At 64.9% G+C, this 19,688-nt stretch carries 18 protein-coding genes; 8 read left to right on the top strand and 10 right to left on the bottom strand.

All coding sequences use genetic code 11. The features are described 5' to 3' along the window. Positions 1-9 precede the first annotated feature (9 nt). Positions 10-1,224 (bottom strand): oxygenase MpaB family protein, encoded by a 1,215-nt coding sequence (locus MYK68_RS09875; protein WP_247867812.1) that lies wholly within the window; start codon positions 1,222-1,224, stop codon positions 10-12. A gap of 151 nt (positions 1,225-1,375) precedes the next feature. Here MYK68_RS09875 and MYK68_RS09870 point away from each other — a divergent pair, with 151 nt between their 5' ends. Further along, a complete protein-coding gene (locus tag MYK68_RS09870) occupies positions 1,376-2,155 on the top strand; it encodes a hypothetical protein (RefSeq protein WP_247867811.1) in 780 nt (259 codons plus the stop codon). A gap of 18 nt (positions 2,156-2,173) precedes the next feature. Here the strand turns inward: MYK68_RS09870 and MYK68_RS09865 are convergent, their stop codons facing one another. The 3 genes from MYK68_RS09865 to MYK68_RS09855 form a co-directional block, all read right to left on the bottom strand. Continuing rightward, the gene (locus MYK68_RS09865) at positions 2,174-2,770 is read right to left on the bottom strand and encodes a cysteine hydrolase family protein (RefSeq protein WP_247867810.1); all 597 of its coding nucleotides are present in this window, start codon (positions 2,768-2,770) and stop codon (positions 2,174-2,176) included. A gap of 116 nt (positions 2,771-2,886) precedes the next feature. Next, positions 2,887-4,758, bottom strand: a complete 1,872-nt coding sequence (locus MYK68_RS09860; RefSeq protein WP_247867809.1) for a heavy metal translocating P-type ATPase — start codon at positions 4,756-4,758, stop codon at positions 2,887-2,889. Continuing rightward, positions 4,755-5,204, bottom strand: a complete 450-nt coding sequence (locus tag MYK68_RS09855) for an ArsR/SmtB family transcription factor (protein WP_247867808.1) — start codon at positions 5,202-5,204, stop codon at positions 4,755-4,757. Before MYK68_RS09855 ends, MYK68_RS09860 begins: the two co-directional genes overlap by 4 nt. Positions 5,205-5,292: 88 nt before the next feature. Here MYK68_RS09855 and MYK68_RS09850 point away from each other — a divergent pair, with 88 nt between their 5' ends. Beyond that, positions 5,293-5,622, top strand: coding sequence for an ArsR/SmtB family transcription factor (locus MYK68_RS09850; protein ID WP_247867807.1), 330 nt, complete (start codon positions 5,293-5,295; stop codon positions 5,620-5,622). Between the two features lie 87 nt (positions 5,623-5,709). Further along, on the top strand, positions 5,710-7,692 hold the full coding sequence (locus MYK68_RS09845) for a heavy metal translocating P-type ATPase (RefSeq protein WP_247867806.1): 1,983 nt from the start codon (positions 5,710-5,712) through the stop codon (positions 7,690-7,692). A gap of 60 nt (positions 7,693-7,752) precedes the next feature. Here the strand turns inward: MYK68_RS09845 and MYK68_RS09840 are convergent, their stop codons facing one another. From MYK68_RS09840 to MYK68_RS09825, 4 genes are all read right to left on the bottom strand, one after another. Then, positions 7,753-8,163 carry an arsenate-mycothiol transferase ArsC gene (locus MYK68_RS09840; RefSeq protein ID WP_247867805.1) on the bottom strand — a complete coding sequence of 137 codons (411 nt, stop codon included), beginning with the start codon at positions 8,161-8,163 and terminating at the stop codon, positions 7,753-7,755. Beyond that, the gene (gene arsB / locus MYK68_RS09835; protein WP_247867804.1) at positions 8,160-9,257 is read right to left on the bottom strand and encodes an ACR3 family arsenite efflux transporter; all 1,098 of its coding nucleotides are present in this window, start codon (positions 9,255-9,257) and stop codon (positions 8,160-8,162) included. Before arsB ends, MYK68_RS09840 begins: the two co-directional genes overlap by 4 nt. Beyond that, positions 9,254-9,616, bottom strand: a complete 363-nt coding sequence (locus MYK68_RS09830) for an ArsR/SmtB family transcription factor (RefSeq protein ID WP_247867803.1) — start codon at positions 9,614-9,616, stop codon at positions 9,254-9,256. The genes arsB and MYK68_RS09830 overlap by 4 nt, the downstream gene beginning before the upstream one ends. A 63-nt stretch (positions 9,617-9,679) precedes the next feature. Continuing rightward, positions 9,680-10,144: an ArsI/CadI family heavy metal resistance metalloenzyme gene (locus MYK68_RS09825; RefSeq protein WP_247867802.1), complete on the bottom strand. Its 465-nt coding sequence runs from the start codon at positions 10,142-10,144 to the stop codon at positions 9,680-9,682. A 98-nt stretch (positions 10,145-10,242) separates the two neighbouring features. On the opposite strand from MYK68_RS09825, the gene MYK68_RS09820 reads away from it, so the two are divergent. The 4 genes from MYK68_RS09820 (at position 10,243) to MYK68_RS09805 (ending at position 14,269) form a co-directional block, all read left to right on the top strand. Then, positions 10,243-10,596 (top strand): Rv2640c family ArsR-like transcriptional regulator, encoded by a 354-nt coding sequence (locus MYK68_RS09820; protein ID WP_247867801.1) that lies wholly within the window; start codon positions 10,243-10,245, stop codon positions 10,594-10,596. Between the two features lie 678 nt (positions 10,597-11,274). Further along, a complete protein-coding gene (locus MYK68_RS09815; RefSeq protein ID WP_247867800.1) occupies positions 11,275-12,426 on the top strand; it encodes a tyrosine-type recombinase/integrase in 1,152 nt (383 codons plus the stop codon). Beyond that, a complete protein-coding gene (locus MYK68_RS09810; RefSeq protein WP_062392913.1) occupies positions 12,423-12,788 on the top strand; it encodes a helix-turn-helix domain-containing protein in 366 nt (121 codons plus the stop codon). The genes MYK68_RS09815 and MYK68_RS09810 overlap by 4 nt, the downstream gene beginning before the upstream one ends. Before the next feature lie 20 nt (positions 12,789-12,808). Then, on the top strand, positions 12,809-14,269 hold the full coding sequence (locus MYK68_RS09805; protein WP_062395269.1) for a site-specific integrase: 1,461 nt from the start codon (positions 12,809-12,811) through the stop codon (positions 14,267-14,269). A gap of 11 nt (positions 14,270-14,280) precedes the next feature. On the opposite strand, the gene MYK68_RS09800 is transcribed toward MYK68_RS09805, so the two are convergent. Further along, positions 14,281-15,054: a metallophosphoesterase gene (locus MYK68_RS09800; protein WP_066172638.1), complete on the bottom strand. Its 774-nt coding sequence runs from the start codon at positions 15,052-15,054 to the stop codon at positions 14,281-14,283. Between the two features lie 237 nt (positions 15,055-15,291). Between MYK68_RS09800 and MYK68_RS09795 the strand changes: the two genes are divergently transcribed. Further along, positions 15,292-16,515: an IS110 family RNA-guided transposase gene (locus MYK68_RS09795; protein WP_006896189.1), complete on the top strand. Its 1,224-nt coding sequence runs from the start codon at positions 15,292-15,294 to the stop codon at positions 16,513-16,515. Between the two features lie 38 nt (positions 16,516-16,553). On the opposite strand, the gene MYK68_RS09790 is transcribed toward MYK68_RS09795, so the two are convergent. Next, positions 16,554-19,595 (bottom strand): MMPL/RND family transporter, encoded by a 3,042-nt coding sequence (locus MYK68_RS09790; RefSeq protein WP_006896188.1) that lies wholly within the window; start codon positions 19,593-19,595, stop codon positions 16,554-16,556. Positions 19,596-19,688 lie beyond the last annotated feature (93 nt).

The raw sequence follows: 19,688 nt of genomic DNA, 5'->3' as shown, positions 1-19,688 counted from the left end.
GACCGGAGATCAGGCGACGTGCTCGGCCACCGTGGTGGTCTCGCCGATGGTCGCGGGCGCCGGCGTCATGGTCGCCATGAAGCCCAGGGCGTCGCGACGACCGTGCGCGGCGAGGCGGCGGCGCCCGCCGGGAAGGACACCGATCCCGGACTTCACCAGGTTCCTCGGCACGGCGATCGCGTGGTACCAGGGCAGTGTTCTCGTCGGAAGTCCCAGCGTCGCCATCGCCGACGGCCCCAGGAAGCCCGCACTGATCGACAGATGCTGGGACCGCGCGATCCGGCGCCGCAGTTCCTGGAAGTGCGGGTACCGCCACTGCAGCGGGTCGTCCGCCATCGGCTGCGCGAGCCGCTTGCTGGTCTCGTCCGGTGTGGCCAGCGCGGCCGAGGTGTGCATGAGCAGCCGGAGGGCGTCGTGGAAGTCGGTGGGCAGCAGATCGTCGCGCACGCCGATCAGCCATCCCACATAGCGGGTGAGGTGGGCGATGGCCTGGTATTCGGACGGGCGGTTGATGAGGCCCAGGCCGATGCCGCCGACACTCGGCGCGACGAGGGCGCCCACGATGGTGGCCGCCATGTCGGTCTGATTGATGGGCAGGCCCCACTGCGCGTCGTCCCAGTCGGGCATGGCTTCGACGTGCCTGCGCACCATGGAGTGGATCAACCGCACGCGGATCGTCGACCGATAGCCGGGACCGAACTTGTCGAGGCCGCCGGGCGCGATCACGTCCATCGCCCACTGGGACGTCTCGGCGAACCGGGTGTTCGAGCCCTTCTCCAGGGCGCCGGTGCGCAGCAGCGTCTGGTTGAAGCCGGCGAACTGGTAGCCGCCCAGCAATGCGACGTCGCGCGCGATGTAGAGCCCGTCGGCACCGCCGGACCGCATGGTGGCCGCCGCGATTCGCAATCGTTCGGGCTCCACCCAGTCGGGGGTGGCTTCGAGGCCGGTGAACAGGTCGTGCAGCGGGGCGGGGGCGTCGGGCACCGAGTCGATGCCGTGCGCCAGTGCCTGCTCGAACAGCGGCCGGACGCTCTTGGAACCCTCCGCGGTCATCCAGTCGACAAAGCTGTCCATCAGCGGGTCGCCCACCATGAGCAGTTCGCCGAGCCGCTGGAACTCCGCGGCGTCGGGTCCGGAGATGCCGAGCATGCGGCCGACCACGGCGATACCGATCGGTACCGGCCGCGGCGCGGCGGGATGGCGTCGGGGAATGGGCTGCGTCATGTCTCGAAACTACCTCCGAAACCCACAGAATGGAACAGTCTTAGGTATTTGTTTCAACATGGCCGGGGGATCTGTCGGTGGCGAACGCTAGGGTGCCGTCACCGGCGCACGACGGCACCGGTGACCGTGAATACACCGAGTGGGGGATGCGATGGCCGGCAAGGGGAAAGAGTCCAACGACGGTTGCTTCGGCGTGGTCGGGATCTTCATCCTGCTCGCGATCCTCTTCGCGATCCCCAAGACGGTGTGGCTCATCATCGGAGTGGCGGCCCTGGCCGGCCTCGTCGCCTGGATAGCGGTGCGCATGCACCGAGCCTCGGTGGCGGACCGGGAGGCTCGGGCTCTCGCCGCGGAGAAGGAACGCCGAGAACGCATGCGCGACGACCGCCGCCGCCTGCTGGAGGACGTCGGCCGGAAGAACGTCGGCCGCATCGATGCGGCCGCCGCGGCGATCCAGAGGGTGAACCAGTCGGAGGCGGCCCGGGAGGGCTGGCTCGGCGACACGGACTTCTCGGCTGACCTCAGCGCCGTCACCGACGCCTTCCGGCAAGCTCGAGTCCTCCGGCGGACCGCCGACGAACTGAAGGCGCTCGACTACCAGAACGAGGACGACCGGCGACTCCTGGCCGACGCCGAATCCGGCGCCGACCGGCTCGAAAGCGGAGCGAACGAGCGCGTCGAACTGATCCGCGGATGCGCCACCGAGGCCGCGCGAATCGACGAATCACTCCGGCAGGAGCGCACGGATGCCCAGACCGCGGAGCAGCGGGCGCAACTGCACGCGCGGCTCAACGGCCTGCTCTACGGCATCGACGCGACACCGGCCACCGCGCGGACCGAATCGGCCGCGGACCGCGTGATGGCCCGAGTCCGCGGATACCAGGAGATCAGGCAGCAGATCCAGGCCGCCCGCGACCGGGAGCCCGGCTGACACCGCGGCCGGGTGCGATCAATCCGGGATAGCCGACATGTCCGGCACGACGATGCCGAAGATGTCGCCGATCATCGCCAGACCGGCAGCCTGGATCGCGCTCGAATCGACCTCGCCGGCGACGCCCGGCAGACTCCTGGTCGCCGTCGCGTTCGCCACCACCGTCGGCCGGTAGCCGAGGCTGAAGGCGCCGCGGGCGGTCGAGTTGATGCACACGTGCGTCATGAAGCCGGCGAGCACCAGATCCTCCACGCCGAGCGCTTTCAGCTGGGCGTCGAGATCGGTCGCGACGAAGGAGTTCGGGTAGTTCTTCACGATCACCGGCTCGTCACCCTGCGGCGCCACGCGGTCGACGATTTGGCCGATCTCGGCCTTGACGTCGTACGGGCTGCCCTCGCCGGCGTCGTGCATGATGTGCACCACCGGAATACCCACCGCCCGCGCCCGCCCGAGCAGTTCGGCCGCGGCGTCGATCGCCGGTTCGACCTCGTCGAGCCGCATCACGCCGCGCGTGTACGTGTTCTGCAGATCGACCATGACCAGAGCGGACTTGCCGAGCGGCGCGGGGACGTCGGGCATGCCGGTGAGAGTGCGGAGAGTGGCGAGTTCGGACACGGAGACTCCTTCTCGGAGGACGAGCGGAAATACTGCGGAAGCCCGACTGTAACCGCGGTCACGTTGCAGGCGGGTTGCACGACGACGCCACCGTCCGCCGAGTCGGGGTACGTGACCTAGCTTCTCCATGCCGATCGACGCAGCAGTCGTGCGCCGTTGAGTGCCACGATCACGGTTGAGCCCTCGTGTCCCGCGACGGCGAGTGGGAGCGGCAGGGTAGCGACAAGGTCCCAGCCCACCAGGACCGCGATCACGGCGGCCGCGATGCAGAGATTCGCCACAACGTAGCGATGCGCGCGCGTGGAGAGCCGGACCAAGCAGCTCACGGCCGACAAGTCGTCGCGCACGACGACGACGTCGGCCGTGTCGATCGCCAGATCGGAGCCGCGCCGACCCATCGCGACACCCGTGCCGGCGACCGCGAGCGCGGGAGCATCGTTGACTCCGTCTCCGACGAGCAGGACATGCTCGCCACGTCGTCCCAGATCACTGACGATCACCGCCTTGTCTTCCGGAAGAAGGCCGGCGTGCACGTCGGCGATGCCTGTTTCGTCGGCGACCGATCGCGCGGCGGACTCGTTGTCCCCGGTCAGCAGCAGCACTCCATGGGGCGCGAGGGCACGCATTTCGCGGACCACGGTGGCGGCGCCTGGACGGACCCGATCGACCAGCGTGATGGTTCCGGCCCTCTCCCCGTCGACCCGGACGACGACGACAGTTCCGGTGGTCGCGGAGCCCTCGTCGGCGCGTTCGACGGTCACCCGGCGCCCGTCGACCACGCCGGTGACGCCCCTGCCCGGCATCGCCTGGAAGTCCACGGCCGCCGGCGACCCGACACATGCCGCGACGGCGGCGTGCGCGATCGCCCGGCCCAGCGGGTGTTCGCTATAGGCTTCCACGGCGGCGGCCTTCGCGATGACCGCAGACTCGGTCCACGTGGACTCGGTCGTGACGCCGACGACCTCGGGGACGCCCTCGGTGAGCGTTCCCGTCTTGTCGAAGGCGACGACGCTCGTGCGCGCCATCGCTTCCATCGCGGCGGCAGATTTGACGAGAACCCCGTGGCGGCCGGCGTTGGCGATCGACGCGAGCAGCGGCGGCATCGTCGACAGCACGACCGCGCAGGGTGAAGCCACGATCATGAAGACGATCGCCCGCAGTAGTGCGTCCGCGAACGACTGCTCGAAGAGCACCATGGGAACCAGCAGCACCAGCAGAGTCGCGACAACGACCCCGAAAGAATAGGCTTGTTCGACCTTTTCGATGAACAGTTGAGTCTTCGCCGTCGTGCCGGATGCCTCGTCCACGAGAGCCACGATCCGGGCGACGACGGACTCGGAGGCCGGTCTGGTCACCTCGACGACGAGCGCGCCCGTGCCGTTCACGGTGCCCGAGAGCACCTCGTCGCCGGTCCGGCGAACGACCGGCGCGAACTCTCCGGTGACCGCCTGCTGGTCGACCTCGCTGACGCCGTCGATCACGGTACCGTCGGCACCGATCCGCTCACCTGGACGGATGAGGATTCGTTGACCCGGCTCGAGATCCTTGGTCTCGACGACGCGAACAGTCCCATCCGCGGCCACCAGACCCGCTTGTTCCGGTGCGAGATCGAGCAGCGAGTTCACCGAATCAGCAGTGCGTTGAGTGACGACCACCTCCAACGCGCCGGACGTCGCGAAGATCACGATGAGGAGCGCGCCGTCGAAGACTTGCCCGATCGAGGCGGCCGCGACGGCGGCCACGATCATGAGCAGATCCACGTCGAGGGTCTTGTCCTGAAACGCGGCCCGCACCCCGGAGAGCGCGGGTTTCCAGCCGCCGATGAGATAGCAGGCCAGGTAGGCCGTCCACCACACGGCCACCGGAGCGGCCACGGATTGGAAGAACCATCCGGCCAGGAAGAGCGCCAGTGCAGATGTCGCCCAGCGCACCTCCGCGAGCTGTAACCCGGCACGCCAGAAGGGAGGTGGCGGCACGGCACGAGTCATGCTCGGCCCGGCGCTCCGAAACCTCCCGGGACGGTGTCGTCTCGCTCGCCGGCGCGAGAGGACGGATCGTCGTGCTTCCGTCCCGGCGCGTCCGGACCGGCACTGCCGTGCGCCGGTTCCAGGTCGAGGGCATGCTCGGCCTGGAACACCGCTTGGGCGACCAGTTCGCGGGCGTGATCGTCGATCAGCTCATAGAACATCCGCGTTCCGTCCGGCCGGACGCCGACGATCCGGCCCCAGCGGAGCTTGGCCAAATGCTGAGAGGTAGTGGTCGGCGACTTGCCGATGAGCTCTGCCAGGTGATTGACCGACAGCTCACCGCAGTCGCGAAGTGCCAGGATGATGCGAATCCGGGTCGGGTCCGACAGCAGCCTGAAGACCTCGGCGGCCAGGTCCACATACGGACTGTCGGCATTGAACCTGCATGCCCTCTTATCTTCACGCATACGTAGATTATTAGACAGAAGACGAGCTGCGATCAAGTCTCATGGTTCACGATTCCCTGAGTTCAGAATTGAATGTACTATTGGTCTCATGGACGTAGCCGTCAGCCATGGCGCATTGACCCGGTTCGGGCATGCGCTGTCCGATCCGACTCGGACCGGGGTGTTGTTGGCGTTGCGCGAGGGCCCCGGGTATCCGGCTGTCCTCGCCGAGCGGCTCGGCGTGTCGCGACAGATCCTGTCGAATCACCTGGCGTGTCTTCGCGGCTGCGGATTGGTGGTGGCGGTTCAGGAAGGGCGACGCAGTCGTTATGAGCTCGCCGATCCGCGAATCGGGAGCGCGCTCGATGATCTGCTGGGGCTGGTCCTGGCCGTCGATCCGGCGTGCTGTGATGACGCAGAGACTCAAGGGTGTTGTTGATGCGTCCTCTCGGCGGACGCGCTGGCGCAGCGAGACACCTGCCGGCTGCCGCCGGTGCACGCGGACCGGCCGTGACGGGGAGGTTCGATGGCTGACCTCTGTTGCGGGTCGCCGGACGACCCGGCGACGACCGTCACCGACGACCTTCCGGGCCGCGACCTGAGCGCACTGTGGCACGTACGCGAATTGCGGTACGCGGCCGCGGCCGTGCTGCTGCTGGGCCTGGGATGGATGCTCGGTCACAGTGGTCTGCGAGGCGTACCGACTGCGCTGGAAGTGTCGGCCGCGGTCGTGGCCGGCGTGTCGTTCGTTCCTGGCGCGATCGCGGACTTGATTCGCCACCGTCGCATCGGTGTCGGGTTGTTGATGACGATCGCAGCGGTCGGTGCGATCGCCCTGGGACAGTTCGTTGAAGCGGCGTTGCTCGGCATCCTGTTCTCGATCGCGGAGGGACTGGAGCATTTCGCCGTCGCGAAGGCACAGAGAGCGTTGCGGTCGTTGCTGGCGCTGGTGCCACCATCGGTGACGGTTGTGCGCGGAGACCGAGAAGTCGCCGTGCCGCCGAGCGAACTGGTCCTCAGCGATGTCATGCTGCTCCGTCCGGGCGAGCGTGCGGCCACCGACGGCGTCATCCGTCGCGGGCGCACCAGCCTGGACCTCTCGGCGATCACGGGGGAGTCGGTTCCCGTCGAGGTCGGGCCCGGCGATGACGTGCATGCCGGCGCGATCAATGGCGGAGGCGCCCTCGAAGTCGAGGTCACCGCACTGGCATCGGACAGCTCCCTGGCACGGATCGTGCACATCGTCGAGCAGGCCCAGGAACGCAAAGGCGCGGCCCAGCGCATGGCGGACACGGTCGCACGCCCATTGGTTCCGGCGATCCTCGCGCTCGCTGTCGTCCTGTGCGGTGTCGGGGCGACGCTGGGGGACCCGCTGGTGTGGGTTGAACGGGCACTGGTCGTGCTCGTCGCGGCATCGCCGTGCGCGTTGGCGATCGCCGTTCCGTTGACCGTCGTCGCCGCTGTGGGTGCGGCCAGCAGGCACGGGGCGCTCGTCAAGGGCGGTGCCGCGCTCGAACGGCTCGGTCGTGTGCGGGTGATCGGGCTCGATAAGACCGGAACCTTGACTCGCAACGCTCCTCAAGTCATCGAGATCGTGACCGCCCGCGTTCGTGAGTCGGAGGTCCTGTGTGCCGCCGCCGCACTCGAAGTGCGCAGTGAACACCCGCTCGCTCGGGCGATCGTTGCCGCGGCGCCGGAAGCCATCCCGGCCGCCGACGATGTTCTCGCGATTCCAGGTCGGGGCGTCACCGGCACCGTCGGCGGCTGTCCGACGAAGCTGGGCAGGCCCGGATGGATCGAACCGGGGCGATTCGCCGACGACGTGGTCCGGCTGCAATCCGCCGGCGCGACCGTCGTGTTGATCGAACAACGGGGCGCGGTGATCGGGGCGATCGCGGTGCGTGATGAGATTCGTCCCGAGGCTGCGGAAGCGATCGCGGGCATCACCGATCTCGGGATCGATACGGTCATGCTGACCGGCGACAACGCGCGCACGGCGGCGGCCATCGGCGAACAAGCCGGAATCGTCGAGATCCATGCCGAGCTGAGTCCCGAGGACAAGGCGGCGTTGATCACCCGAATCGGGGATGGTCGTACCAGTGCGATGGTCGGCGACGGCATCAACGACGCACCCGCGCTGGCGACCGCCGACGTCGGAATAGCGATGGGCGCCATGGGCACCGACATCGCGATCGAAACGGCCGATATCGCACTCATGGGCCAGGACCTACGGCACCTTCCACAGATCCTGGCGCACGCCCGCCGCGCTCGAACCATCATGATGCAGAACCTCGTACTCGCCATGCTGATCATCGGTGTTCTGATTCCACTCGCCGCAGCAGGCATCCTCGGCTTGGCAACCGTGGTCCTGATCCATGAGGCCGCCGAAGTGCTGGTGATCGTGAACGCGCTCCGCGCAGCCCGAACCGAAACAGGCCCAGGCCTGACCAGCACTCCGGTACACAGCGGCGGTACGCAGGTCAGTTCCGCTGGACAGCAGATCCCGTAGCGACGATCCCGTGGATACGCCCGGGCACAGGGCCGAGATCATCGAGACGTGTTGCCGGCGTCAGTCGTGTTGTTCGAGGAGTTCGATGGCGAGCCTGCGTGTGCGGTCGGCGATGTCGTCTCGGATCAGGCGCATACGCTCGATTCCGTGGACTCCGCGGAGGGACGGCTCGTCGGTGTCCCAGTTCACCACGGCTGCGCCGCGATGGTCGACGACCGCTTGGCGCCCGAGCGTGACGATCAGGTCGACGCGGTCGAGGAGTTGCGGGTCGATCGGCTTGGGTGTCTGGCCGGCGATGTCGATGCCGGATTCGGCAAGCACTTGCGCGGAGAGTGCGTTGATGACTGTTCCGGGTTCGGTGCCTGCGGAGTGGACTTCGACGACGTCGCCGGTGGCGTGCTTCATGAGCGCGGCGGCCATCTGCGATTTGCCGGCGTTCTTGACACAGACGAAGAGGACGGAGGGCGTCATGACGGGCTCCTCTCGGTGCGTGTCGAGGCGGCTTGGCCGGGCGGGAATCGGCGCCGGATGGCGAGGGAGACGTAGACGAGGGCGACGAGGACCGGTACTTCGATGAGGGGGCCGACGACTCCGGCGAGGGCTTGACCGGAGGTGGCGCCGTAGGTGCCGATCGCGACGGCGATCGCCAGTTCGAAGTTGTTGCCCGCCGCGGTGAAGGCCAGCGTCGTGGTACGCGGGTATCCCAGGCACAGCGCCGCGCCGAGGAGGTACCCGCCGGCCCACATGACGGCGAAGTAGATCAGCAGCGGCAGCGCGATACGCACGACGTCGCCCGGTCGGGACGTGATCTGGTCGCCTTGCAGAGCAAAGAGCACTGCGATGGTGAACAGCAGCCCGTAGAGGGCCAAGGGGGCGATCTTAGGCAGGAAGGCGGACTCGTACCAGTGGCGACCGCGGGTCCGTTCGCCGATCCGGCGGGAGAGGTATCCCCCGAGCAGCGGGATACCGAGAAAGACGAGGACGGACTTGGCGATCTGCCATGGCGAGGCCTCGATCGTGGTCTGGTCCAGACCGAGCCAGCCGGGCAGCACTGACAGGTAGAACCAGCCGAGGGCGGCGAACATGATCACCTGGAAGAGCGAGTTGAGGGCGACCAGGACGGCGGCGGCCTCGCGGTCGCCGCAGGCCAGGTCGTTCCAGATGATGACCATGGCGATACAGCGCGCGAGTCCCACGATGATCAGTCCGGTACGGTACTCAGGCAGGTCCGGCAGGAGCAGCCAGGCCAGGGCGAACATGAGGGCCGGTCCGATGATCCAGTTGAGGGCCAGCGAGGAGGCCAGGAGCCTGCGGTCCGCGGTGACGGTGTCAAGGCGGTCGTAGCGGACCTTGGCCAGTACCGGGTACATCATGATCAGCAGGCCGAGGGCGATCGGCACCGAGATGCCGTCGACTTCGATCGCTTCGAGGCCGGTGTCCAGTCCGGGGACGAACCGGCCCAGGAGCACGCCGGCGACCATGGCTGCACCGATCCAGACCGGAAGGAATCGGTCGAGCGTGGAGAGCCTTCCACTGACCGTCGATGTCTGGGGCTCAGCGCTCATGAGGCGGCGTCGCTGGTCTGGGGGAGCAGGCTCGCGGCCACGGTGTGCAGCGCGTCGGGAACGACGCGGTAGTACACCCAGGAGGCCCGCCGCTGTGAGACCAGCAGACCCGCATCACGCAGCACTTTGAGGTGATGAGAGATCGTCGGCTGCGAGACGTCTACGGCCGGGGCGATGTCGCACACGCACGCCTCGCCACCGTCGTGGCCGGCGATCAGACTCAGCAGCTGAAGCCGAACGGGATCGGCGAGCGCCTTGAACACTGCCGCCAGATCGCGGGCTTCCTCGGGTGTCAGCGGCTCACGGATCCGTGGCGAGCAACGCACCACGTCGGCGACGTTCACCGATTGATTCGACATCCATCTATATTGATAAATATCGAATCAGCCGTCAATTCGGGATGTGCGCCGAGGTCGCGCGGATCAGCCGGCCGTCGGCGTGCAGCACGGGGCCGCGGCCGATCCGGAGTCGTTACCGCAGCAGCCTTCGTCGGCCAGGAGCGGCGGCACCTGGCCGAACTCCTCGGCGTCGGCGAGGACGGTGTAGATCTCCCAGGGTTCGCCGTCGGGAGCGGTGACCCACACCTTGTCCTGGGCGGCGAAGCAGCAGGTGGTGTTGATCTGCTCCTCGGTGAACATGCCCGCTCCGGAGAGTCTGCCGATCTCGGCATGCACGGTCTGGCTGGAGTCGACCTCGATGCCAAGATGGTTCAGGCTCCCGCCCTGGCCCGCGTTCTGGATCAGCACCAGTTTCAGCGCAGGCTCTTCGAGGGCGAAGTTGGCATAGCCGGGCTTGATCTTCGCCGGGGTTGCGTTCAGCAGGGTGCTGTAGAAGCCGATCGCCGCCTCGAGGTCATCGACGTTCAGGGCGAGTTGAATGCGGGACATGACCCATCCTCCAATAATTCGACGTATGTCGAAGTGCTTCGACGGGTCCGTTCTAGTCCATATTTCGATATATGTCAAAGTATTGGTAGGGTGTGTTCATGCCGAGGTCGTTGCCCGTGGTGGATGTGAGTGCCCCGATCTGTTGTTCGCCGATCGGGGCCGGCCCAGTGAGCGAGGTTGACGCGCTGGCGCTGGCGCTGCGGCTGAAGGCACTGGCGGATCCGGTGCGGATCCGGTTACTGTCGCTGCTGATGAGCGCCGGTAGTGACCAGATCAGTGCCGGCGCCTTGGCGGAGTCGGTGGGGGTGTCGGCGGCAACGGCGTCGCACCATCTGGCGCAGTTGCGCAACACCGGCCTGGTTGCCTCACAGCGACAGGGGGTGCACGTGTTCTATCAGGCCGAGAGGGCCAACCTCGAGGCGTTGCGGACGGTCTTGGCGACGTGCTGCTGAACAGCGGAAAGGCGTGGCGCCGGCGGACGACCCCGCGGGCGTGGCGAGCCCAGTCGAGCCCAGGTTTCGGCCGCGTCTTCGGCGCATCGGGCGGCGACTCGGTAGCTGCATCCCAGAACGTCGAGGTCCGGGCCTTCGCAGTAGGTGCATGATCGTGTCGACGAATACCCGGGTTCCGGGAAGAGTCAGACGGAGGTCGAGGTGGTACACGAGGCAACCCTAGTTGACATAATGTATCTTATCGGCATCGTTATCTATCGAGTTCGCAAACAGGTGAATACTCGAGATCATTGGTAAAACGCCAGAACCAGCGGGAACGCGGATTGTTCGCCTCCCGCGGCATGACGCAGCTGCACGGTTCCGTCCGATCTACGTGCAGACATGACAAGATAATTCATCTGATGCATGGAAAGGTCGCGGGATGAGGTGCGATGCACCGTGAGTTCGCCGGGTCTCCCGTCTGACATCACCTGGCGCGAGCGCGCAATATGTCACTGTGACGATTCTGCACGTCTGAGTGGATTCAGTTCTTCTGCAGCATGTATGGACCACTGCCTCCTTACTGGTTGCTCGATACAGCGTGGCCCCGAATCGTTGTCGGCGCCGGCGCGGGTCTGCCCCACTGATATTTGCCGAAACTCTATTCATTGGATGAATAGAGGCGTATGGTGCTGGATTATGAGTGGTGAACACCCACTGCCTGGTAGCGCCCCGTTACGACTCGTCTCGTCTGGCGCCGAGTTGCTTCGTCCCGAAGAGCAGATCTGGACAGAGATGCTCGAGGGTTGGAAATCGGCGCTGATGGCACGCACGTTGGGTACATCCACGATCTATGGCTACCTGCGAGTCCTTCAGGATTTTCAGGCAGTCTCTGGCGACTACCCGTGGCGATGGATGCCGCAGGACGTCGACGAGTACGTCACCACGCTGAACGCACGCAATGGCGGGACGGCCGCCAAGTCAACCATTCGCGCCTATCTGATGGTGGTCAGGGGCTTCTGTAGCTTTCTCTGCGAGCCGGTCTACCGGTGGCCAGACCTGTGCGCCCAGGTCTTCGGCGAATACCCGTCGCAGATCTGCTTCGCCTACAATCTTCCGGTCCATGTCTCTGACAACGAGGCGGAGCCAGAACGGAGAGCGTTCTCCCGCAATGAAGTTCAGACCCTGTTCGACTACTTCGACGACGAAGTTGAGCGTCTCTACGCGAAGAACAACAAGGCCTGGCTGACCACGCTGCGCGATTCCTGCATCGCAAAGGTTGCTTACGGCTACGGCCTTCGTCGTCAAGAACTCCTACGACTGCAGATCCATGACTTCGGACCGAATCCACATGTGCCGCAATATAAGGCCTTTGGTGCTGTCTACGTCCGGTACGGCAAAGGGTCGCGTGGCTCCGCACACAAGCGACGTACTGTCTTGACGGTTCCCCTGATGGACTGGGGTCCGGATGTGTTTGAGGCGTGGGTGGGCGCAGAAGGATGCCGACAACTCATGGGACATGCGGCGGACTCGCCCTGGCTGTGGCCGTCAGAACGCGGTGACCAGTTGACCTTGAACTCGTACGCCACTCGATTCACAGGCCATCGTCGACGTGCCGGTTTGCCAGATGGTCTGTCGCTTCACGGGTTTCGCCGGTCGTACGTCACGCACTTGATCGAGGACGGCTACGATCCGCTGTTCGTGCAACAACAGGTGGGCCACGAGCATTCATCCACCACGGCGCTCTACACCCAGGTGAGTTCGGACTACCGACAGAAGACCCTGCAGCGCATGATCCGCGAGCGACTCGCATCCGCGGCTGTCCCCTACGGCGAAAGCAACCAGGCATGAACGTTCAGAAGCGCGTCGATTTCCATTGGAACCTGCGAAAACTCATGGCCGACCGCAATCTGTGGAAGTCGACCGAACTGGTCACCCTCCTTCGGAGCCGCGGTATCACTCTCTCTCAACCTCAGGCGTACCGATTGATGACGGGCAAACCGGAACGCATCAACAGCCGGGTCTTCGCCGCGCTGTGTGACATCCTCGACTGCTCCCCCGCCGAATTGTTCGAGCCCGTCGTGGTGATGCAAGGTAGGGCAACCGGAACCGCACCCGACATTCTGCCGGCAGGAGAAGCCCGACCGAAGAAGGCTCCCGGGGTTCGTCGCGTTCGCGTGGTCGATTCCGACGACGGCCCACGAGATACCTAGGCCCGCGGTGATGATAGATGATGGCACGCCGGAAGCCCGCACCCGAACCTGACCGGTACGAGCCGTGCGAACGATGCGGTGAGGCCTATCTCACCGCCGCGTGGTGGCAGGACACCCCAATCTGCTGCTATTGCTACAACCAAGCCAAACGCGTTGTCGGGCAATGTGTTGAATGCGCACACTCAGGAATTGTCCCGGGACGCACACCGACCGGCCAATACCTGTGCCGCACCTGTAGCGGCATCCAACTCAACGTCGATTGCGTCGAATGCGGAGCCGAGGCCGAGCTCTACCGTCGCGGTCATTGCTGGCGCTGCGAGCTCGCCCATCAAGTCGACGAACTCCTCACCAACCCGCACACCGGTGTCGTCAATCCGCAACTGGCCGGCCTCGCAGCTGCGCTTAAACAGATGCCTCGCGCCAACAGCGGGGTCACGTGGCTGCGAAACCCAACTGTTCGCGCCGTGCTCCAACAGATCGCCGCCGCCGACACTGTGGACCAGCGACTGCTGGCAGCGCTACCGGTGAACCGTTCGTCCGTGCACATTCGCGCCCTCCTCGATGAGCACGGCATCGATGGCGCCCGAGTGGATTTCCGGACCAGGTTCACCGCGTGGGCCGACAGCAAGCTCGCGACGCTCACCAACCCTGACAATCAGCTCGTGATCCGCAGCTACATTCGGTGGCATGTGTCAAGACGATTCGACGACAAGTGCACCAACGGAACGTTTCTCGCCGCCAAGCAGGGAGTGACCGTTGCAATCGACTTCCTCAACTTCCTCGACATGCTGCAGATATCGGTCACCGACGTCGATCAAAGTCAGGTCGATACGTTCGTCGCGTCCGGCACCGAAACCAACCGGCTATTGAGCCGATTTCTCCCGTGGGTAGTCGCCACGTATCGATTGCCCCCGCTGACGATCGCGCCTCACCAACGCGGCACGACACGAGCCCTGACCGAAACCATGCAAGTCGAACAACTCACACGGCTCTTTGCCAACGACGCGCTGACTCCGCGCGATCGCCTGGCCGCTGCGCTGATCGTGGTGTTCGGGCAGCCCACTCACAAAGTCGCCGCATTGCGATGGGATCAGATCAACCGCGAGGAGACCTGCACCATCACCCTCGGAAAGCACCCAATCGTATTGGAGTCGCCATTGGATCGGCTCGTCGCCGAGGTCGCCGAGGCGACAACCAACCGGCAGACCGCCGCGCATAGCGAATCGGTGTGGGTCTTCCCCGGTTATCAGCCTGGGAACCATCTCAACGAAAGTCACCTGAGGCGCCGCCTCAAGGCACTCGGATTTCCCTCGCTCACAACGCGTCTCGGTACCTGGCAAACCATCACCCAGACCTCACCGCCTCCTGTCCTTGCAGACGCACTCGGCATCCACACACAGACGGCGATCAATCATGCACTCCGCGGATCGAGTCAGTTTGGCGCATACGTTGCAGCACGAAACGGCCAACGCGAGCAATGACTGTCGGTCGATCAGGCGCTGCGCAACTGCAGGATGGCGATTTCAGGCGGCGCACCCACTCGGACGGGCGGTCCCCAGGCGCCGGCCCCATAGGTGGTGAACACGGTGGTGTCCTTGTAGAAGTCGAGTCCGGTGACTGCGGTGTCGGCGGCAGCAGCGGCGGCGTAACGCAGCGGCCACATCTGCCCGCCGTGCGTGTGTCCGGATACCTGGAGATCGACGTCGTGGGCTGCTGCCTCCCGGACGTGGTTGGGTTGATGCGCCAGTAGCAGGGTGAATCGATCGTCGGGTCGACCGGCGACCGCGGCGTCAAGGTCGGGTTCGTACGGGGCGGAATTGCTGAGGTCATGCACTCCAGCGACATCGATGGTGGCTGCCCCGCGTCGGATCTCCACGCTTGAGTTGTTGATGGTGGTGATACCCAGCGAACGCCACTCGTCCATCCAGGCGCCGACGTCGTCGGAGATCTGTTCGTGGTTGCCTGAGACACCGAAGACACCCAACGGCGCTCGCAGATCAGCGAGTGGCTGCAGGTCTGATCCGACATGCTCGATGGTTTCGTCTGACAGGTCACCGACGATCGCGATGAGGTCGGGGCGCTCGGCGTTGACCATGTCGACGATCGTGCGTGTGAACGCCTCCCCGCGGGCGGGTCCCAGGTGCAAATCGCTGACGACGGCCACGCGTAGACCGTCGAACTCGGCGGGCAGCCGTTTCAACGTCACCGACTCCTGATTGACCCGCACCGACGCGGCCTCACCCACGCCGTAGAGCGTGGTGCCCACCGCCACAATCACCTTTACGTTGGAGTACGTCCGGGGCGGTCGCCTCGGACGTTCGTCCGCGGTTCGGGGCGTGGCTCGACAATCACCTGTTGTCGCTGGTGGCTTGGCGTGGAAGGTCACCCCGGACCGTGACGGGTCGTTTCGGCCGCTGATTGAGATGTGTTCGCGAACTTGTCGCTGTGTAAAGGTGTGCCGGCGAAACCACCCTGACGAGCCAACCGCACACGGAAGGACAGTATGGACGAAAAGATCTGGGTAGGAATTGATGTCGGTCGGCATGCGCATCACGCCGCCGCGGTCGATGAGGCGGGAACGGTGCTGTGGTCTCGGCGGCTTCCCAACGATCAACCGGCGATCGAAGCGCTCATGGACCGGGTCGCCGACATGAAATTCGTGGTGTGGGCGATCGACATGACCGCACCGGAATCGGCGCTGCTGAGGGGTGTGCTGGCTGCGCGGCGCCAGCAGATCCGCTACGTGCCCGGCCGGGTCGTGCACAGCATGACCGGTGCGTTCGCGGGTGAGGGCAAGACCGATGCCCGCGATGCGGTCGTGATCGCCCAGACAGCCCGCCTACGTGGCGATCTCGCCACCGTCTCGGCGCCCGACGACGTCGCGATCGAACTCGACCTGCTGACCGGACATCGCAACGACCTCGTCGCTGAACGTACGCGAGGCATCAACCGCCTGCGCGGCCTGCTGACCCGCATCTTCCCTGCACTAGAACGGTGTTTCGACTACTCGACACTGACCGGTCTAACGTTCCTCACCCGCTTCGCCACGCCATCTGCGATCGCTGCGGTCTCTGACGACGAGATCTACGACCACCTGCGCAGTCACGGCGTCCGCCGACCCACGATCCCGAAGATGATCGACAAAGCCCGTGCCGCGGCGGCCGCGCAGACCGTCACCCTGCCTGGCGAGGCGACCACAGCCCTACTGGTGCAACACGCGGCTACCTCGTTGGTCATGCTGACCCGTCAGATCGCCGACCTGGATAAGCAGATCACCGAGGTGTTCCGCCGCCACCGTCACGCACGGATTCTCGAATCCGTGCCAGGCATCGGCACCCGAAGCGGCGCTGAGCTCGTCGCGATCACCGGCGGCGACCTCACTTCGTTCGGCTCGCCCGCCAGACTCGCCGCCTACGCCGGTCTTGCTCCGGTACCGCACGACTCCGGTAACCGCCGGGGAGCCTTGCGTAGACCCCAGCGTTACCACAGAGGACTTCGCAAGGTGTTCTACATGGCCGCACTCAACAGCTCGCAACGCGACGGCCCGTCCCGCGAGTTCTACCAGCGCAAACGACGTGAGAAGCGTTCCCACGTCCACGCTCTCATCGCTCTCGCTAGACGTCTGGTTGACGTGGTCTGGGCACTGATCCGCGACGGTAGGGTGTGGTTGCCGCGGCCGACCGTCGAGCGGGTGTCAGTCGATGAGGTGGGCGCGATGGCTGGATGACTGGCGGGGCCGGTCAGATCTCGGCACGTGCGTGCGTACTAGCGGGACACTGGATGCGTGTCGGTTCGGGTACTCGGCCACCAGCTTGCTCTGCCGACAAGTGTGGCGATGGTCGGCACAACGATGGTGCGGACGATGAAGGTGTCGAGCAGCAGGCCGATGCCGATGATGAGTCCGACCTGGGTCATGATCGAGATGGATCCGGCCATGAGTCCGAACATGCTGGCAGCGAAGATGAGGCCGGCCGAGGTGATGACTGATCCGGTGTTGGTGACGGTTCTCAGGACGCCGATGCGGATGTTGTTTTGGGATTCTTCGCGTAGGCGAGAGATAAGAAGCATGTTGTAGTCGGCGCCGACCGCGACGAGGACTATGAAGGCCAGTAGTGGTACGGGCCAGGCGATATCGGTTTTGAGGATGTGTTGAAAGATCAGGACACCGATACCCAGTGCCGCGGTGTAGTTGAGTATGACGGTGCCCAGAAGGTATAGCGGCGCGATGAGTGCTCGGAGTAGGAGTATCAGGATCAGGCCGACGATGGTGAGGGTGGCCAACGCTAGGAGTCGGAAGTCTTCGGTGAGTAGACGTTGCAGATCGGCGTTGATGGCGGGGAACCCGGCTATCGCGATGTTGGAGTCCTGCAGGGTTGTGTTCGGTCTGGCGGCGAGTGCGACATCGGTGATTGTGTCGGCCAGTTGCATGGCCTCGGTGCTGTAGGGGTCGAAGCTGGTTTGTATTGCGTAGCGCACGGTATGGCCGTCGGGCGAGACGAACTGGCGAGCGACGTCGACGAAACGGCGGTCTGCGTTGGCCTGAGGTGGGAGGTAGAAGCCGGTTGCTGAGTTTGTTCCGGCGGTCTCGCGGGCGGAGGTTTGTAGTTGTGTGGCTAGCGCGGCCATCCCGGCGAGTTGTTGAAGGTTGCTGTCGATCAGCGCGGATACACCGGCGGCGAGTTGGCGTGATCCCGCCGCGAGTTGACTGATACCTGTTTGCAGTTGGGTGAGCTTGCCGGGAAGGTCTTGGCTGCTGATGCTTCCCAGCGTGGAGCCCAGTGAGTTGACGGTGGAAGTGAGTTGGTCGGTGACTGTTGAGATCGGTGTATCCAGCTGCGCGAGTTGTGTTGACAGCGTGGCGATCTGGTCGAGGGTCCCGTTGCTCAGTAGGGCGTCGAGATTGCGGGTCTGCGCGCGCAGAGCTGCGCACTGCGGGACTTGGGTGCACCAGGGCGCATTATCGAGGATGGGCAGGATCGAGGTCACTGTTGCCAGGGCTGCAGATGTTTGGCGGGTGAGCGCGGCCAGCTGTGGGGCATTCTGAGAAGCGCGATCGAGCGCTGGTGCAGATGCGGCGAGTTGGCGGAGTATCGGCTGGTACTGCTGAATTTGCTGCCCTGCTGTGCTTGCCTGATCGAGGATGCCGGCCAGGGGGGCCAAGTTGGTGCGTACCTGGGTGTCGAGCTGAGTAAGCCCGTCGGCGAGTTGGAATGCGCCGGTACGGAGCTGTTCGAGGTCACCTCGGCGGTTCTGGCCATCGTCGACCGCACCCGCCAGCCGGTCCCCGATCTGACCGTTCTGCCAGGACAGCTCGGCTTGCTCGAGCTTGTCCCCGGTGGGACGGGTAACACCGATGACTCGAGTCACTCCGGGGATCTGGGATACACGTGAGGCCATTTGCTCAAGATCGGCCAGCCCGCTGGCAGTACGGAGATCGATCGGTGCATCTACAACGAGGAACTCAGTGATAGTGACGTCTTGAGGGAAATGACGGTCGAGCAACGCGTAGCCTTCGTTGCTGTCGGTTGTCGCGGGCTGCCCCTCACGATCGTCGAAGGTGATCTGGATGCCCATCGCGAAGACGCTAAGCACGATTAGCCCGACCAGGGTTAGTGCCAGCAGAGGCACAGGACGCCGCACGACGAGCACGGCGACGCGATTCCAGTACTTTCGGGTCAGATCTCGTCTGGGTGCGCCCCAGCCGAATCGCGCCGCCCACAGCAACACCGGTGGTAGCAGGGTGACCGTGGCGAGGAATCCGATGAGGATGGCGATCGCGCATGCCGGACCCAAGGTGGAGAACACGCTCAGCTGACCAAACACCATCGCCAAAAAGGCCAGCGCCACCGTGGCAGCTGAAGCCAGGATGACCCGTCCGATAGTTGCTGTCGCGTCCACGAGCGCAACCTCAGTGGTAGCGTCCTGGCGTAGCCGTTCGTGATAGCGACTGATGAAAAAGACTGAGTAGTCGACCCCGGCTCCGAGCAGGATGACGGTCATGAACGCGACGGTGAACTGCGATACCGGCATACCGAGTTCGCCGAGTGCGGACAAGACCCCGCGGCCCACGCCGAGGCTGACACCGATCACCAACAACGGCACCAGCGCGGTGAACAGCGATCGGTAAACGATCAACAGAATGATCGCGATAAGCGCCACCGTCGCCACAGTGATCACGACTAAATCGCTTTCAGCACTGACGATCTGGTCACTGAAAGTGGCCGTCGGCCCGGTGACATGGACAGTGGTGTCCGTACCGTCAAACACGCGCTGCGCGGTTTGGCGCACGGTCTCCACAGCATGCGTGGCCGTTGGCCCTCCCAAAGTTCCGGTGACCCCGACAGGCAAGTACCAGGCTTGCCCGTCCTCACTCAAGGCCTGGCCGGCCGTCGTCGGATCGGAGAGCAAATCCCGCACTGACTGCACATCGTCGAAATTTTCGCGCAACTGCAGAACGAGCATGTCGTAGCGTTCCCGCGCCACGTCGGTGAACCCGTTCGGGTTCTCCATGGTCACGAAAACAGTGGTCTTGGCGCCCTTCTCACCGAACGCACCACCCATCTGATCGAGTGCTTGAAACGATGGAACCCCAGCAGGGATCGGATCAACAGACTGCTGCCGCACCACCGTCTCCAGCTGGGGAAACAGTATCGCCAAGACGATACCCACAGCCACCCACGCCCCGATGACGAGGAATCTGTGCGCCAAGGTGAACCGTGCCAACCGCCCCAATGTCGTGCTGTACTCGCTGCGTTCCGCCAACCGGCGCGCCGCCAAGCGCCCACCACTTGGACGTTGGACCACCATACGCAGCACCTCACCCTCGACCCAGCCCGTCTACGAAACCGACGGTATCGTTACGGTACTAGTGTCGCGTGGCGTTAATTAGTTTCCTGTTCC

Origin of the sequence: Gordonia sp. PP30, from assembly GCF_023100845.1 — a bacterium.
GTDB lineage: Bacteria > Actinomycetota > Actinomycetes > Mycobacteriales > Mycobacteriaceae > Gordonia.
The sequence above is the reverse complement of the archived record's forward strand: the minus strand, read 5'-3'. Positions and strand labels throughout refer to the sequence as shown.